Source organism: Microbacterium sp. (assembly GCF_047607225.1).
GTDB lineage: Bacteria > Actinomycetota > Actinomycetes > Actinomycetales > Microbacteriaceae > Microbacterium.
The window spans coordinates 24,142-39,458 of the sequence record NZ_JASGDO010000015.1; the positions used below are offsets into that span (position 1 = coordinate 24,142).

At 70.3% G+C, this 15,317-nt stretch carries 14 protein-coding genes; 11 read left to right on the forward strand and 3 right to left on the reverse strand.

The window, feature by feature from the left end; all coding sequences use genetic code 11:
* Positions 1-107: 107 nt before the first annotated feature.
* Complete coding sequence (gene erm, locus QM591_RS02025; protein ID WP_415129095.1) at positions 108-866, forward strand: 23S ribosomal RNA methyltransferase Erm; 759 nt, start codon at positions 108-110, stop codon at positions 864-866.
* A 25-nt stretch (positions 867-891) separates the two neighbouring features.
* Here the strand turns inward: erm and QM591_RS02030 are convergent, their stop codons facing one another.
* Complete coding sequence (locus QM591_RS02030; RefSeq protein ID WP_415129097.1) at positions 892-1,578, reverse strand: hypothetical protein; 687 nt, start codon at positions 1,576-1,578, stop codon at positions 892-894.
* Between the two features lie 67 nt (positions 1,579-1,645).
* Between QM591_RS02030 and QM591_RS02035 the strand changes: the two genes are divergently transcribed.
* The 10 genes from QM591_RS02035 to QM591_RS02080 all read left to right on the forward strand — a co-directional run bounded on the left by QM591_RS02035 (position 1,646) and on the right by QM591_RS02080 (position 10,940).
* On the forward strand, positions 1,646-2,893 hold the full coding sequence (locus QM591_RS02035) for an MFS transporter (protein WP_415129099.1): 1,248 nt from the start codon (positions 1,646-1,648) through the stop codon (positions 2,891-2,893).
* Positions 2,886-3,653, forward strand: a complete 768-nt coding sequence (locus QM591_RS02040) for a MerR family transcriptional regulator (protein ID WP_415129101.1) — start codon at positions 2,886-2,888, stop codon at positions 3,651-3,653. Before QM591_RS02035 ends, QM591_RS02040 begins: the two co-directional genes overlap by 8 nt.
* Before the next feature lie 76 nt (positions 3,654-3,729).
* Entirely contained in the window at positions 3,730-4,134 is a 405-nt protein-coding gene (locus tag QM591_RS02045) for a hypothetical protein (protein WP_415129103.1), read from the forward strand.
* A gap of 153 nt (positions 4,135-4,287) precedes the next feature.
* Complete coding sequence (locus QM591_RS02050; RefSeq protein ID WP_067165229.1) at positions 4,288-4,857, forward strand: helix-turn-helix domain-containing protein; 570 nt, start codon at positions 4,288-4,290, stop codon at positions 4,855-4,857.
* A 200-nt stretch (positions 4,858-5,057) separates the two neighbouring features.
* Complete coding sequence (locus QM591_RS02055) at positions 5,058-6,152, forward strand: ABC transporter substrate-binding protein (protein ID WP_415129106.1); 1,095 nt, start codon at positions 5,058-5,060, stop codon at positions 6,150-6,152.
* Positions 6,149-7,486 (forward strand): amidohydrolase family protein, encoded by a 1,338-nt coding sequence (locus QM591_RS02060; protein WP_415129108.1) that lies wholly within the window; start codon positions 6,149-6,151, stop codon positions 7,484-7,486. The genes QM591_RS02055 and QM591_RS02060 overlap by 4 nt, the downstream gene beginning before the upstream one ends.
* Positions 7,483-8,244, forward strand: coding sequence for an ABC transporter ATP-binding protein (locus QM591_RS02065; protein WP_415129110.1), 762 nt, complete (start codon positions 7,483-7,485; stop codon positions 8,242-8,244). The genes QM591_RS02060 and QM591_RS02065 overlap by 4 nt, the downstream gene beginning before the upstream one ends.
* A complete protein-coding gene (locus QM591_RS02070; RefSeq protein ID WP_415129112.1) occupies positions 8,241-9,047 on the forward strand; it encodes an ABC transporter permease in 807 nt (268 codons plus the stop codon). The genes QM591_RS02065 and QM591_RS02070 overlap by 4 nt, the downstream gene beginning before the upstream one ends.
* Complete coding sequence (locus tag QM591_RS02075) at positions 9,044-9,763, forward strand: DUF1028 domain-containing protein (RefSeq protein ID WP_415129114.1); 720 nt, start codon at positions 9,044-9,046, stop codon at positions 9,761-9,763. The genes QM591_RS02070 and QM591_RS02075 overlap by 4 nt, the downstream gene beginning before the upstream one ends.
* 79 nt (positions 9,764-9,842) lie before the next feature.
* Entirely contained in the window at positions 9,843-10,940 is a 1,098-nt protein-coding gene (locus tag QM591_RS02080) for a hypothetical protein (protein WP_415129116.1), read from the forward strand.
* A gap of 65 nt (positions 10,941-11,005) precedes the next feature.
* Here the strand turns inward: QM591_RS02080 and QM591_RS02085 are convergent, their stop codons facing one another.
* Both QM591_RS02085 and QM591_RS02090 read right to left on the reverse strand, forming a co-directional pair.
* A complete protein-coding gene (locus QM591_RS02085; RefSeq protein WP_415129118.1) occupies positions 11,006-13,066 on the reverse strand; it encodes a heavy metal translocating P-type ATPase in 2,061 nt (686 codons plus the stop codon).
* Between the two features lie 16 nt (positions 13,067-13,082).
* Positions 13,083-15,317 carry a heavy metal translocating P-type ATPase gene (locus QM591_RS02090; protein WP_415129120.1) on the reverse strand — a complete coding sequence of 745 codons (2,235 nt, stop codon included), beginning with the start codon at positions 15,315-15,317 and terminating at the stop codon, positions 13,083-13,085.

Genomic DNA, 15,317 nt, shown 5'->3' on the forward strand with positions numbered 1-15,317 from the left:
TCAGCGCGCCGTCCTTCCGAGACGTCACCACGCACCTCGGACGGGCGCTTTCTCGTCTCCACGACGCTGCCCTCTGGGGTGCTCCTTCTCACTCTGGGAGCACGCTCATGCCTCGATCTCACCATGGCGGCCGCCATGAACTCGGCCAGAACTTCCTCATCCACGTCCCGTCGATCGACGCCGTCCTACGCCTCGTGGCCGAGACGCGCGGACCGATCCTCGAACTCGGTGCCGGTGACGGCGCCCTCACGCGACCGCTCGCCGCACAAGGTCGTCCCCTCACGGCGATCGACCTCGACGAGCATCGGGTGCGCCGGTTGGCGGAGGGCCTTCCGCACGTCGACGTCGTCCACGCCGATGCGCTGACCTTTCCGCTGCGCGCGCCGGTCATCGTCGGCAACATCCCGTTCCACGTCACGACGCCGATCCTTCGACGGCTCCTGCGCGAGCCCGGGTGGGAGCACGCGATCCTCCTGACCCAATGGGAGGTGGCACGCAAACGCGCGGGCGTGGGAGGGCGCACGATGATGACGGCCCAGTATGCGCCCTGGTTCGAGTTCGCCCTCCACGGGCGCGTTCCGCGGTGGGGGTTCTCGCCGCCGCCGAGCGTGGACGGCGGCATCCTCAGCATCAGTCGCCGCGCCGCGCCGCTCCTCCCTGAAGAGCAGCGCCGGGGATATCAGGACTTCGTCCGGGCGGTGTTCTCGGGACGGGGCGGGAGGTTGGAACGTATCGTGCAGGGGGCCGCGCGGGTGGGCCCGGGCGTGGCGCAGCGAGCGGTCGCTCAGGCTCGGGCGCACGGGGCGCTGCCGCGCGATCTGAGCCCCGAGCAGTGGGTGACGATCTGGCAGGCGCTGCGGAGATGAAGATCGGCGTGCGGGAGGAGTCGCGCTATCCGCCCGCACGCCGCCGCTCGTCTGCGCGTCGCAACCGGAGCCGCATCGCTTCGCGTTCCTCCAGGGGCCACGGGCCGGAGTCGGCGAGGGGGATCTCCGTCATCCATCGCCGTTGGTGCTCGGGGATGAGCCTCGCGACGCGGTCCGGGTCGCGGTCCGCCGTCGCATAGAGGTCGGGCCCATCGGCGTAGAACGGATCGCACAGGACGAGGCGGCCATCCGAGGTGCGCATGACGTTCGACGGATTGTCATCGAGCGGTCCGCACCACGGAAGCTCCTGCCGGGCGCGCTCATGGATCGCCGCGACGAGGTGCGCGAGCTCCGACAGCTCAGGGGTCGGCTCGTGCAGCTGGGCGAGAAACGACTGCGCCCGCGTGGTCGCTACCGGAGTCAGTCGTTCCATGATCTGCAGATCGCCTCCGCCGTCCAGCCGACGGTGTTCGTGCAGTACCGGTACCCGTCGGGTGTGGGATGCCTCGACGTAGAGGCTCGCCGTGTACGGTCCGACGGGATCGCACGGACTGATGCGGGCGGCCAGCTCGCCGTCAGGAGAGCCGAGGGCGATCGCCCAGTCTCCTTCGCCGCACGAGGTCCATCCCTCCGCCCGCAGCAGTCGCTCCACGTCGACATACGTCGCGGCGGCGGGCACGTCGTCCAGGAACGCGAGGTGCGGTGCGGCCATCACGACAGCGTACTGACGGGCCGTCGCGGCTTGACTCCGACGCGGCGTCATAGTTTCCACTGGGGGCATGCTCATCCCCTTGGCGTACCTGGCCTCGTATCTGCTCTCCGTGCTCGGCAACTCGATCGCGGGTGTCGCGCTTCCCCTCATCGTCCTCCAGGTGACCGGCAGCGTGCTCGGCGCGGGCACCGTCGCCGCGGCGACCGCGCTCCCGGCCGTGCTGGCGGGACTGCTGATGGGTGTGGCGATCGATCGGATCAACCGGCGCACGTCCTCGGTGATCACCGACCTCATCTCGGCGGCGGCGGTCGCGGCGCTGCCGCTCATCGATCTGGCAACCGGGCTGACGCTCGGGTGGTTCATCCTGTTCGGCGTGATCGGGTCGCTCGGCGATGTGCCCGGGATGACGGCGCGCGAGGCGCTGCTGCCCGCCATCGTGCGACACGGGCGGATCGGCGCCGAGCGGCTCATCGGCATCCGGGAAGCGCTCGGAGCCATCGCGCTGGTGCTGGGGCCCGCTGCGGCCGGGACGCTCATGGTGCTGTTCGACGGATCGACCGTGCTGTGGGTCACGGCGGCGACGTCGTTGGCGGCCGCTCTGATCACGCTCCTCATCCCGCATCGGGTGGGCGCAGTGACGACCGGTGACGGCGTGGCCGCGCGCCGGGCCGCCGGCACGTGGAACCAGTTGCGCGAGGGATGGCGGGTGCTCTTCGGCAGCGGCTTCCTGCTCGTCACCACGGCATTGAGCGTGGTCTCGGTGATCGTGCTGGCCGCGCTGCAGGGCCTGCTGCTGCCGGTGTACTTCTCGCTGGAGCAGCAACCGGGAATGCTCGGGTTCGTCTTGACGGCGCTCGCGATGGGAATGCTCGTCGGAAGCGGCATCTATGCGGTCGCGGGCGTTCGGGGCAGGCGACGAGGCTGGTTCCTCGCGGGATTGGTCGGCACCACGATCGGGTTCGGTCTCGTCGGCTCGCTGGCCTCGGTGTGGGTCGTGTTCGCGGGAGCCTTCGTCGTCGGGCTCTCGAGCGGCCTGTTCGGCAGTCTCATGGGCGTGCTCATGATCGAGCGGATCCCGGAACAGATGCGCGGGCGGATCCTCGGCACCCAGAACGCGATCATGACGGCCGCCCCCGCCCTCGGCATCATCGTCGCCGCGGTGATCACGGAGTATGCCGGTGTGCGCTGGGCGGCCGCCGCGCTCGCCGCGGTGTGGCTGGTGGCGCTGGTGCTTGGGCTCGCCGCACGATCGCTGCGTACTCTGGAGGCGGGCGAGGGCTTCGAAGAAGAGACGACGGCGGTGGGCAGTGCGTAGCGCAGAGCTGGCAGGACTCGCCGGAGTGAGCGTGCGGACGCTCCGTCACTATCACCAGACCGGGTTGCTCGAGGAACCTCCGCGGCACCGCAACGGCTACCGCGACTACACCGTGCACGATCTCGTCCGCCTTCTGCGGATCCGACGGCTGGCCTCGCTCGGCATCCCGCTCGAGCGCATGCCGCCGCTCCTCGACGACGTCGACGCGGATGCCGGGTCGGCCCTGGAGGAGCTGGACGCGGAGCTGGCGGCGCAGGTCGACCGGCTGAACGCCCAGCGCGCCGTCATTGCGCATCTGCGCGCGCACGGCGCCGCACCGGACCTGCCGCCCGAGCTCGCCCCGTTCCTGGCGGTCTTCTCGACGGCACCGTTGCCATCGAGCATGGTCCAGCACGATCGCGACCAGTCCGTGCTTCTCGCTCACCTGGCAGGGGATGAGGGCTTGCGCTCCCTCGCGGCGTTCTACGAGCGCCTGAGCGAGCCCGACATCGCACCGCGGGCGACCGAGATCGCACGGCGTTATGCCGAGCTCGGATCGGAGAGTGCGGATGCCGAGGTCACCGAGACCGCCGAGGCACTCGTGGCGATGCTGCGCCCGCTCATCGACGAGCTCTCTCCCGGTGAGGACGGCATCGTGTGGTCCGGGCCCCTGCACTTGTTGACCGAGTACACCGACGACGCCCTGAACGATCAGCAGCGCCGGTGTCTTCACCTCGCCGAGCGCATGCTGGAGGAGCGAGACGGTGCGGCCGGGGGTTGACCCCCCGCCGGCCTACCGCAGGATGCACCGCCGCCTGATGGTCCGCGCTGTCGGAGGCCGCTCGTAGGCTGAGCCCGTGGCGACCGTCGGCGATGTGCGAGCGATCGCCTCGCGCTTGCCGGGAAGCGAGGAGCGCACCACGACGGCCGGGGTGTCGTGGTTCGTGCGGTCGAAGCCGTTCGTGTGGGAGTGTCATCCGTGGCCGAGTGTTCCGGAGCCCGTGCGCACCGTGCTCGCGACCGAAGAGGTCTTCGGGGTCAAGGTCTCCGACCCGCTCGATGCGGAGGCGCTTCGCGAGATGGAGCCGCGGGTCTTCCTCCCCCAGACCACCCGCTGGGGTGAGCCGAAAGTGGCGTTCCGTCTGGCGGACATCGACCTCGATCACCTGGCGGAGCTCGTCGTCGAAGCGTGGCGGGTGCAGGCGCCGAAGTATCTCGTGCGTGCGTTCGACGAGGTGGGGGAGTCGGCCGCCGACGTGTAGGGCGGGCATCTGAGCGGAGCCCATCCGGCCTCCGATCCACCCTCCGACCGGTTTTACATCACGGAAACATCCCGGTCATTGTCACGACAGAACACCGGGTATACAGTGTGCTTACTCAGTGTAAACATGCTGCTTAATGACGAGAGGATCGCCGTGGACGACAGCAATCTCGGTGCCCGGGTGCGCGAGCTGCGCATGCTGCGCCAGATGTCCACGCGCGAGCTGGCGCGGCGCGCGTCGATCAGCGCGGGGTACGTCAGCCAGATCGAGAACGGCCAGGCGAACACCAGCCTGGACGTCGTCCGACGGATCGCCGCCGCGTTCGGCGTTCCGTGGACCGAGCTCTTCAGCGCGCAACCCGCGCTGGGCACCGTCCTCCGCCGCGCCGAGCGCCCCATGCTCGCGGCGGGCAACTCCGTCCGGCACTTCCGCATCACGCAACCGCCCCTCGGCAACGTCGAGGTGCTGGTGTCGGAGTACGAACCCGGTCACGGCGAGGGGAGCGAGAGCTACACCCACGGCGACTCGCAGGAGGTGTGCGTGATCCTGCGCGGTCGCTTCCGGTTCCACCTCGGTGACCAGGACTACATCCTCGAGACCGGCGACAGCCTGGACTACCGCTCCTCCACGCCGCACAGCATCGTCAACATCGGCGACGCCCCCGGCGAAGCGTTGTGGGTGGTCACCCCACCCTCCGACGCCCCCCTTCCCTACGTGGACTGATCCCCGTCCTCAGACTCCCGGCGCCGATGCGACGCTCGCAGGGCACCGGTGATCGGCGATGCCGAAAACGGCACCGCGATCCGCTCCACCGCTCCACTCACCCGTTCCACCCGCTCCACCACGCACCGCACCGTCCGAGCTCCATCCCTTCCCCGGATTCCCGGATCCGCGCATCACCCGTCCCGCGCTAGGAGAACATGATGAACATCCGCCGCACCGCCGCGCTGCTCGCGGCCGCCGCCCTCGCCACCACCCTCGCCGGCTGCGCGAGCGAATCGCCCGACGCCGAAGGCGCCACCACGACGATCGAGTTCGGCCTGCCCACCAACATGGGCGCCAACAACTCGCCGATGGCCGTCGCCGAGGCGATGGGATACTTCGCCGACGAGGGCCTCAAGGTCGACATCGTCGTCACGGGCGACTCGACCTCCATCGTCCAGGGGATCGACTCCGGCTCCCTCGACATCGGCAGCACGCCGCCGGAGCCGATCTGGCAGGCCATGACCAAGGGCAGCGACCTGCAGCTGGTCTACAACTACATCCGCAAGCAGACCGGATCGCTCGCCGTGCTCGAAGACAGCCCCATCCAGTCGCTGGAGGACTTCCGCGGCGCGGTGATCGGGCAGGCCAGCCTCGGCACCTCGAACATGCTGCTGTCGGAGGGCATCCTCGCCTCGGCAGGCCTCGTCCCCGATGTCGACTACTCGCACCTCGCGGTCGGCACCGGCGCGGCGGCTCTGCAAGCCCTGAAGGGCGGACAGGTCGACGCGTTGTCGCTGTGGGACACCGAGTACGCCGCGTTCGAGGCGCAAGGCACCGCGCTGCGCTACTTCACGACCGACGAGGTGGCCTCGCTCTTCTCCACGACGTACTTCACGAGCGCCGACTACGCGGGCAAGAACGCCGAGACGATCGAGGGCTTCGGTCGCGCCATGGCCAAGGCGACGCTGTTCACCGCGACCAACCCCGAGGCCGCGCTGCGGATCATGTACGACAAGTACCCCGACACCCTCGTGGCGGGCAACTCCATCGACGACCAGCTCGCGATCGACCTCGTGGCACTGGAGCGCCGCATCGAGCTGCTCACCGCCGGTGACCCGCAGGCCACCGGGACCTGGGGCGCCTACGACGAGTCGGCGCTGAAGGCGTGGGCCGCGTTCGCCCTCGACGCGGGGATCATCGACTCCGCCGTCGACAGCGTCGCCGCCGCCCCGAACACGTTCGTCGAGGCCTACAACGACTTCGACGGAGACGCCGTCATCACCGAGGCGAAGAACTGGAGCGCTGCCGAATGACGACCCTCACCTACACCGCGGGGGTCCCCGCGATCGACCACCACTCCCATGCCGGATACATCCGGCCGGGGGAGGAGCTGGAGGGGATCGATGCCCTCGAGCGCGAGAACGCGATGGGACACGTGGAGGCTCAGCTTCCGGCTGGCGTGTTCGACGCCTTCGTCGACGCACGCGGACGCCGCGACGGGGACGAGCTCGACCGGCTCGATCGCGAGTACGGTATCCGGGCCCTCTTCGAGGAGAGCATCGCCTTCCAGGCCACGACCGTTCATGCGGTCGCCCTGGCCGACGGGAGCCGGGCGCTCTACGGAGACATCCCGCACGCCGAGCAGGTGCGACTGAGCACCGAGCGTCGCCGCGCGGACTTCCCGGGCCTCTACGGCCAGGCGCTGGAGCTCTCGCACACCGCGGCGGTGCTCACCGACATCCCGCAGATCGACGGTACGCGGTGGCCGCACGCGCAGTACAAGCCGGTCGCGCGCATCGATCCCTACCTCTACCCGTTCGGGCACCCGCCCTTCCGGCGCCGCGGTTCGGACAGTCCCCGCTTCCAGCGTGTGTTCGGGTCGATCCTCGTCGACCTGCTCGCGGCCGAGGCGCTCGCAGGGCCGCCCGCGACGCTCGCGGAGTACGAGGAGTTCGTCCGGACCTCCATCGCGCGTCGCCAGGACAGCGGGTTCGTCGGGCTCAAGATCGCCTCGGCCTATGTGCGCTCGCTCCACTTCGTGCGGCGGTCGCGGGAAGAGGCGACGGCGGCGTACGAGCGGCTCCGCACCGACCCGGCGGCGCTGGAGACCGAGGCCCACACGATCCTCGCCGACTTCCTCGTCTTCGCGATCGCCGAGCTGGCCGTCGAGCGCGAGTTGCCGGTGCAGATCCACACCGGCATGGGGCACGCCGAGCCCGGGCTCCTCCTCACGGGCGCCGACCCGCGCAACCTCGAGCCGCTGCTGTCCGACCCCGCGCTCAATCGACTGCGTGTGATCCTCATCCACGGCGGATACCCGTACACGGCGTATCTCGCGGCGATCGCGCAGGCGCACGGCAACGTGTACGTCGACTACTCGTGGATGCCCTACCTCCACCATCACGCCCTGGAACGGATGCTCCAGGAGTGGCTGGAGCTGCTCCCCGCCAACAAGGTGATGTTCGGCACCGACACCGGGCAGCCGGAGTTCCACGTGTCGGCCACAGCCCGCGGGCGGCTGCTCCTGGATCGTGCGCTGGCCGCCGGGGTGTCCGACCGCCTGTGGACGACGACCCAGGCCGAATGGCTGGCCGGCCGCGTGCTCAACGAGAACCTCTGTCGCGTCTACGGGTTGGAGGCACCGTGAACGACCTCATCCAGATCACCGACCTGTCGAAGGTCTACCAGACCCGAACCGGCGACGTGACGGCGCTGTCTCACGTCGACCTGGGTATCGGAGAGGGCGAGTTCGTCTCGATCCTCGGTCCGAGCGGCTGCGGCAAGACGACGCTGCTGCGGATCCTCGCCGGCCTGGAGGACCACACCGACGGCGAGGCCACGATCTCCGGCACCCCCATCGGGGCCCCGCGGGGCGAAGCGGGCATGGTGTTCCAGAAGGCCACGCTGCTGCCGTGGCTGAACATCCTCGACAACGTGCTTCTCCCCCTCAGCCTGAAGCGGCGCGTGACGGCGGCCGACCGCCGCCAGGCCACCGACCTGCTGACGATGGTGGGGCTGGAGGAGTTCCTCCGCAAGCACCCGCACGAGCTCTCCGGCGGCATGCAGCAGCGCGCCGCGATCTGTCGCGCCCTCGTGCACGACCCGGCGGTGCTCCTCATGGACGAGCCGTTCGGTGCGCTGGACGCCATGACGCGCGATGCCCTGAACGTCGAGGTCAACCGCATCTGGCGGGAGACGGGCACGACCGCCGTGCTCATCACTCACAGCATCGCCGAAGCGGTGTTCCTGGCCGAACGCGTCGTCGTGATGACGCCGAGGCCCGGCCGGATCGCGGAGATCGTCGACGTGCCGTTCGGCAAGGAACGCACCCCCGACCTGCTCGGCGATCCCGAGTTCGCCGCCCTGACCTCCCACATCCGACGCCATTTCGAGGTGAACTCATGACCGTCACCACTCAGATCGTGTCCTCGCGCCGGCGCCTCGTGAACACGCCGGCCAAGCGCACCGTCGGCTCGCTCGGCCTCCTGGCGGTGCTGCTCCTGGTGTGGCAGTTCGTCCCCGGCTGGACGAACACACCCGAGTACGTCGTGCCTCCGCTCAGCGACGTGCTGGCCGCCCTGTTCGATCCCACCGCCTTCCCCCGCTACGTGGAGAACGCCGCCTCGACGATGACGATCGTCCTCACGGGGCTCGCGATCGGCGTCGTGGCGGGCCTCGTCCTCGCGATCCTGTTGGCGCAGTTCCCCACGGCGTACGCCGTCGTGTTCCCCTACATCGTGGCGATCGAGTCCATTCCGAAGGTGGCGATCGCTCCGCTGTTCATCATCTGGTTCGGTTTCGGCATGCCTTCCAAGGTCGTCGTGGTGGTGCTGCTCGCCTTCTTCCCGATGCTCGTGAACGCGCTGCACGGCTTCCGCGGGGTGGACCGCGACCAGGTCGACCTCTTCCGGGTGAACGGCGCCAAGCGCTGGCAGATCCAGACGCGCCTCATGCTGCCCGCCGCACTGCCGCAGATCTTCTCCGGCCTGGAGCTGGCCGTCGCCAACTCCATGATCGGCGCGATCGTCGCCGAATTCGTCGGGGCGCAGAAGGGCCTCGGCGTCCTCATCCTGCAAGCGCAGGGACGCATGGAGACCGCGGCGGTGTTCGCGCTCCTCATCATCCTGTCGGTGCTCGGCATCGTCCTGAACCTGATCGTGCGGGTGCTCCGCAAGGTCGTCGTGCGATGGGAGATCACGTCGAAATGACTTTCAGCATCGTCGCACGCGATCCGCTGACCGGTGCGGTCGGCGTCTGTCAGGGAACCGGCTCCATCGCCCTCGCCTCCCGATGCCCGCAGGTGTCGGGCGAGGCCGCGGTCACGAGTCAGTGGCACTCCGATTGGCGGCTGGGGCTGCGGGCGCTGGAGCGGGGGCGCGCGGGGCTCGACCCCGTGCTCATCCTCGCGGGGCTCGCCGAGACCGATCCGCTCTTCCGCTACCGCCAGATCGGTGTGGTCCTCGACGACGGCCGTGTCGCCGCGCACACCGGGGACTACGTCGAGCCGGGCCTGTACGCGGGGCACCGGGTGGGGGACGGCTACGCCGTGCTCGGCAACGGCCTGGTCGGCCCCGAGGTGCTGGTGGCGATGGCCGAGTCGTTCGAGGGCGAGGGCGAGGCGGCCGACGAGGGTGAGACGGCCTTCGAGGAGCGGCTGATGCGTGCCCTGGAGGCCGGGCTCGCCGCGGGTGGGGAGGGTCGGCGGCACGTGTCGTCGTCGATCATCACGGCCGTTCGTGGTCAGCGCCGCCCGCGCCTCGACCTCCGCGTCGACATCGCGCCCGAGGGGACCGACGCGATCGTCGATCTCCGCAGGATCTTCGACGAGTACGCGCCCTTCATCGACTACTACGGGAGCTATTGGCTCGACCACCCCGAGGTCACCGGCGAGCAGTGGCTCGCCCTGGGCTCCCCCCTCTCCTGATCCGCAGGATGCCCCACCTGAGCGGGGCGTGGCAGGGCAGGAGCGGGGCGGGGAGAAGCGGGCCGGTACCCTCTTCATCGTGCGCCGTGTGACCTCCCTCGACACGACAGCCCTCACCGGTCCGATCGACCGCGACCTGCTCGCCGCGTTCCGGCGGTCGCTTCCGGTCGACATCCGCGGATCCCTGTGGGCGATCTGGTGGCCGATGGTCGCCCTGAACGTCAGCTCCCTCTTCCTGACGGGGTTCTTCGCGTGGCTCGCGCTGTCGGACGGCCCTCCTCGGACCGACAACCTCGTGGTCGCCGGGGGACTCGCGGCGGTCGCGCTCTTCGTGCTCGTGATCACGACGGTCTCGGCGGTCTCCGGCACCCGCCGGCGACGCGGCGTCCGGCAGTTCCGGCTCTCGCGCTTCGCCCGCGACAACGACTGGACGTATGCGCCGGTCAGCGCCGGGCTTGCGTTCCCGGGAATGATCTTCGGGGAGCGCGCGGCTCAGGTGGCGTATGACGTCGTGCGTGGGTCGGGGGCGAGCGGACTCGTGATCGGCAACCAGACCTTCACGACGGGGGAGGGGAAGAACCGCCGGACGCATCGCTGGGGATTCGCGAGCGTGCGGCTGGGGACGAGCCTGCCGCACATCGTCCTCGATGCGCGCAGCAACAACGCCCTCGGCGCCACGAACCTCCCGGTGTCGCTCGACCCGACGCAACGGCTGGAACTGGAAGGCGACTTCTCTCGCCACTTCACGCTGTACGCGCCGCACGGGTATGAGCGGGATGCGCTGTATCTGTTCACGCCCGACGTGATGGCGCGCTTCGTCGATCACGCGGCCGCGGTGGACATCGAGATCATCGACGACCGGATCTTCCTCTACTCCCGCCGCGATCTGGCCACGCTCGACCCGGCCGTCTGGGAGTGGCTCGTGTCTGCCCTCGACGCCGTCACGGAGAAGATCGAGCAGTGGCGTCGTTGGCGTGACGACCGTCTCGGGGAGACCCAGGTGGTGGCTGCCGCATCCGGTGTCGGCGAGATCGTCCGCCCGCCGCGGGGAGTGGCTCCGGAGGGTCGACGACTCGTGCAGCGAGTGCACTGGGCGTGGATCGCGATCGGCGGCGCCTTCGCGGCGTGGGGGCTGTTCACCCTCCTCCGCGATGTCTGGTCTGGCCTCTTCGGCTGAGGCGAGACCCGACCGTCACGCGACCCCTGCCCCGACCGCCACCGCCGCGCCGACGGCTCCCTCAATCACCCCATCCGCTGGGGTCGGAGGTCGATGCGGCGGAGCAACTGTGCGTTGAGGGCGACCACGATCGTCGACAGAGACATCAGGATTGCTCCCACCGACATGGGCAACACGAACCCGAGCGGGGCGAGCACTCCGGCGGCGAGGGGAACGGAAAGCAGGTTGTAGCCCGCCGCCCACCACAGGTTCTGTGCCATCTTGCGGTAGCTGGCGCGCGAGAGCTCGATCACCGAGAGGACGGATCGCGGGTCATCGCTGGCGAGCACCACTCCGGCCGAGGCGATCGCCACATCGGTGCCCGCGCCGATCGCGATGCCGACTTCGGCCTGAGCGAGGGCGGGGGCGTCGTTGACGCCGTCGCCGACCATCGCCACGCGGCGACCATCGGCCTGCAGCGTCGCCACGGTGGAGGACTTGTCTTCGGGACGCACGCCGGAGAAGACCCGGTCGATTCCCACCGACGCCGCCACCGCTCGGGCGACCGGCTCGGCGTCGCCCGTGATCATCACGACCTCGATTCCGCGCCGGCGAAGGGCGGCGACGGCGCCGCGCGACTCGGGCCGCACCTCGTCGGCGAGGGCGATCGCTCCGATCACGGTGTCGCCTCGGACAACGTGGAGCACGATCTCGCCGCGATCGTGGCCCAGTGCCGACGCGTCGAGTCCCGCGGAGCCGATCTCGTCGAGCAGCCGCGGACCGCCGACCCGCACCCTCGCCCCGTCGACGGTCGCCGTGACGCCCAGCGCCGGCACCGACGAGAACTCCGTCGACCGCGGAACGGTGAGGCCTCGTTCGGCGGCCGCGCGCACGATCGCCCGAGCGAGCGGGTGCTCGCTGTCGGTCTCGGCGGCCGCCGCCAGCGCCAGAACGTCGTCCGCGCTGTGGTCGCCCGTCGCGGCGACGTCGATGACGGCGGGTTCGCCCCGCGTGAGGGTTCCCGTCTTGTCGAACAGCACGGTGTCGATCGTCCGCATGCTCTCCAGGGCCAGTCGGTCGGTGACGAGCACACCGCTGCGGGCCGCCCGCTCGGTCGCGATCGAGACGACGAGCGGGATCGCGAGGCCGAGCGCGTGCGGACAGGCGATGACGAGCACCGTGATCGTGCGGACGACTGCACTGTCGGGATCCCCCACCGCCGTCCAGACCACCGCCGTGACCACGGCCGCGCCCAGAGCGAACCAGAACAGCCACGCGGCGGCCCGGTCGGCCAGACGCTGAGCGCGGGAGGTGGAGCTCTGCGCCTCCGCGACGAGCCGGCGGATGCCCGCGAGCGTGGTGTCGTCGCCCGTGGCGGTCACCTCCACTCGGACCCCGGAGTCGGTGGCCACGGTCCCCGCGACGACCGCGTCGCCGACGCCGCGGTCCACCGGACGCGACTCGCCGGTGACGAGCGACTCGTCCATCGCGGCGCGACCCTCGATGATCCGTCCGTCGGCGGGAACGCGGGCTCCCGGGCGCACCACAACGACGTCGCCGACGACGAGCTCGGACGGAGAGACGGCGACCGTCGCGCCTGCATCCACGCGCTCCGCCTGATCGGGGAGCAGCGCGGCGAGCGAGTCGAGCGCAGACGTCGTCGCCGCCAGCGACCGCATCTCGATCCAGTGCCCCAGGAGCATGATGACGATGAGGAGGGCGAGCTCCCACCAGAACTCCAGTTCGTGGTCGAGCAGGCCCAGGCTCGCTCCCCACGAGGCGACGAACGCGACGGTGATCGCGAGCGCGATGAGGAGCATCATGCCCGGTCGGCGGGATCGCAACTCCTCGACGGCGCCCACGAGGAAGGGGCGTCCGCCCCAGACGTACATGACCGTTCCGATGAGCGGCGAGACGAAGGCGAGCCCGGGGACATCGGGCAGCCGGTAACCGAGCAGCATCGCGAACATGCCGGAGAACGCGACCACCGGCACCGCGAGGACGAGGTTCACCCAGAACAGCCGGCGGAACTGCGCCACGTGCCCCGCGTGCCCGGCGTGTCCCCCGTGCCCGCCGTGATCCCTGTGGTCGCCGTGTCCCTCGTGCGCGCCGTGGGTGTGCTCCATCGATTCGTGCGGCTCGGTCATCGCCGGTCCTTTCGTCTCAGGCGGTCGGGAGGGAAGAGCGGAATCGGCGCAGTCGCAGGCTGTTGCCCACGACGAAGACGCTCGAGAACGCCATCGCGGCGCCCGCGATCATCGGGTTCAGCAGTCCCAGAGCCGCCAGCGGAAGGGCGGCCACGTTGTAGGCGAACGCCCAGAAGAGATTGACCTTGATCGTGCCGAGCGTCCGTCGTGACAGCCGCACCGCGTCGGCGGCCACGCGCAGGTCGCCGCGGACGAGCGTGATGTCCGCCGCCTCTATCGCGACGTCGGTGCCGGTGCCCATCGCCATTCCGAGGTCGGCCTGGGCCAGGGCGGCGGCGTCGTTGACACCGTCGCCGACCATCGCCACCACTCGGCCTTCACCCTGCAATCGGGCCACTTCGGCCACCTTGTCGGCGGGAAGGACGCCGGCGATCACGCGCTCGATGCCCACCAGGTCGGCGATGTGACGCGCGGCCGCGGCGTTGTCTCCCGTGAGGAGCACCGGCGCGAGACCGAGGGCACGCAACTGGGCGACGGCGTCGGCACTCGTGGGCTTCAGCGTGTCGGCGACCACCACGATGCCGCGCGCGCGACCGTCCCACGCCACCCAGATCGCGGTCTGTCCCCGCGCCTCGGCCCGCTCCTGTGCGGCCACGAGCGCCGGGTCGGGGACGATCCCGAGTTCGTCGAGGAGTGTGGAGCGCCCGACCACGACCGTCGTGCCGGCGACGGTTCCCTCCACGCCGCGTCCGGGAAGGTTGCGGAAGCCGGACACCTCGGCCAGCGCGCCGGTCTCGCCGGCAGCGAGGGCGACGGCGCGCGCGATGGGGTGTTCCGAGGCATCCTCCACGGCGCCGGCGCGCCGCAGCACCTCGCCCGCCGTCTCGTCGGCCGCAGCGACGACTTCTGCCACGCTCATCCGGCCCGCCGTGACGGTGCCGGTCTTGTCGAGCACGACGGTGTCCACGCGTCGGGTCGACTCGAGGACCTCGGGTCCCTTGATGAGGATGCCCAGCTGCGCGCCGCGGCCGGTGCCCACCAGGAGTGCGGTGGGCGTGGCAAGGCCGAGCGCGCAGGGGCACGCGATGATCAGCACCGCGACGGCGGCGGTGAAGGCGGCCGCCGCGGACGACCCGATCAGCAGCCAGCCCGCGAGCGTCGCCGCGGCGATTCCGATGACGACCGGCACGAAGACCGCCGAGATCCGGTCGGCCAGCCGCTGCACCTCGGCCTTGCCCTCCTGGGCCTGTTCGACCAGTCGTGCCATCTGCGCGAGCTGGGTGTCGGCGCCGATGCGCGTGGCGCGGACGATCAGGCGCCCGCCGGCGTTGATGGTGGCTCCCGTGACCGCATCACCCACCGTCACCTCGACGGGCACGGGCTCACCGGTGAGGAGCGACCGGTCGATCGCGGAGGTCCCCGATACGACGATGCCGTCGGTGGCGATCTTCTCGCCGGGGCGCACCACGAACTCGTCGCCGACGCGGAGCTCTGCAGTGGGGATGCGAGTCTCCACCCCGGCGCGACGGACGGCGACCTCCTTCGCCCCCAGCTCGAGCAGGGCCCGCAATGCCGCTCCGGCGCGACGCTTGGCCCGCTTCTCGAAGTAGCGGCCCGCGAGCACGAACATCGTGACTCCGGCGGCGACCTCGAGGTAGATGTTGCCGCTGCCGTCTCCGCGCTCCAGCGCCCACGTGAAGCCGTGGGTCATGCCGATCATCCCCGCGCTTCCGAAGAAGAGCGCGTAGACCGACCAGAGGTAGGCCGACAGGGTCCCCATGCTGATGAGGGTGTCCATCGTGGTGGCGCCGTGTCGGAGGTTGATGACTGCGGCGCGATGGAAGGGCCATCCGGCCCAGACGACCACCGGCGTCGCCAGCGCGAGCGAGGCCCACTGCCAGCCGGGGAACTGCAGAGCCGGCACCATCGCCAAGACGATCACCGGTACCGACAGCGCGACGGCGCCCACCAGCCGACCACGCAGGCTGCGCAGCTCGGGATTGCTCCCGGCGTCGTCCGGCGGGGCGGGAAGCGTCGCGGTGTACCCGGTGCGCTCGACCTCGGCGATGACCGCGGCCGGGTCGAGGCCGGCGGGCGCCACGACGATCGCCTTCTCGGTGGCGTAATTGACGGTCGCGTTCACGCCGTCGAGGCGATTGAGCTTCTTCTCGATGCGCATGGCGCACGATGCGCACGTCATGCCGCCGATCTCGAGCTCGAGGCGCTCGGTGCCGGGGTCGGTCGTGGTCAT

What these genes read in the sequence shown, in the direction of transcription:
- QM591_RS02085 (WP_415129118.1), bottom strand. Translation starts at nt 13,066, where the DNA reads ATGACCGAGCCGCACGAATCGATGGAGCACACCCACGGCGCGCACGAG.
- QM591_RS02030 (WP_415129097.1), bottom strand. Translation starts at nt 1,578, where the DNA reads ATGGCCGCACCGCACCTCGCGTTCCTGGACGACGTGCCCGCCGCCGCG.
- QM591_RS02090 (WP_415129120.1), bottom strand. Translation starts at nt 15,317, where the DNA reads ATGACCACGACCGACCCCGGCACCGAGCGCCTCGAGCTCGAGATCGGC.
- QM591_RS02055 (WP_415129106.1), top strand. Translation starts at nt 5,058, where the DNA reads ATGAACATCCGCCGCACCGCCGCGCTGCTCGCGGCCGCCGCCCTCGCC.
- QM591_RS02060 (WP_415129108.1), top strand. Translation starts at nt 6,149, where the DNA reads ATGACGACCCTCACCTACACCGCGGGGGTCCCCGCGATCGACCACCAC.
- QM591_RS02070 (WP_415129112.1), top strand. Translation starts at nt 8,241, where the DNA reads ATGACCGTCACCACTCAGATCGTGTCCTCGCGCCGGCGCCTCGTGAAC.
- QM591_RS02075 (WP_415129114.1), top strand. Translation starts at nt 9,044, where the DNA reads ATGACTTTCAGCATCGTCGCACGCGATCCGCTGACCGGTGCGGTCGGC.
- QM591_RS02035 (WP_415129099.1), top strand. Translation starts at nt 1,646, where the DNA reads ATGCTCATCCCCTTGGCGTACCTGGCCTCGTATCTGCTCTCCGTGCTC.
- erm (WP_415129095.1), top strand. Translation starts at nt 108, where the DNA reads ATGCCTCGATCTCACCATGGCGGCCGCCATGAACTCGGCCAGAACTTC.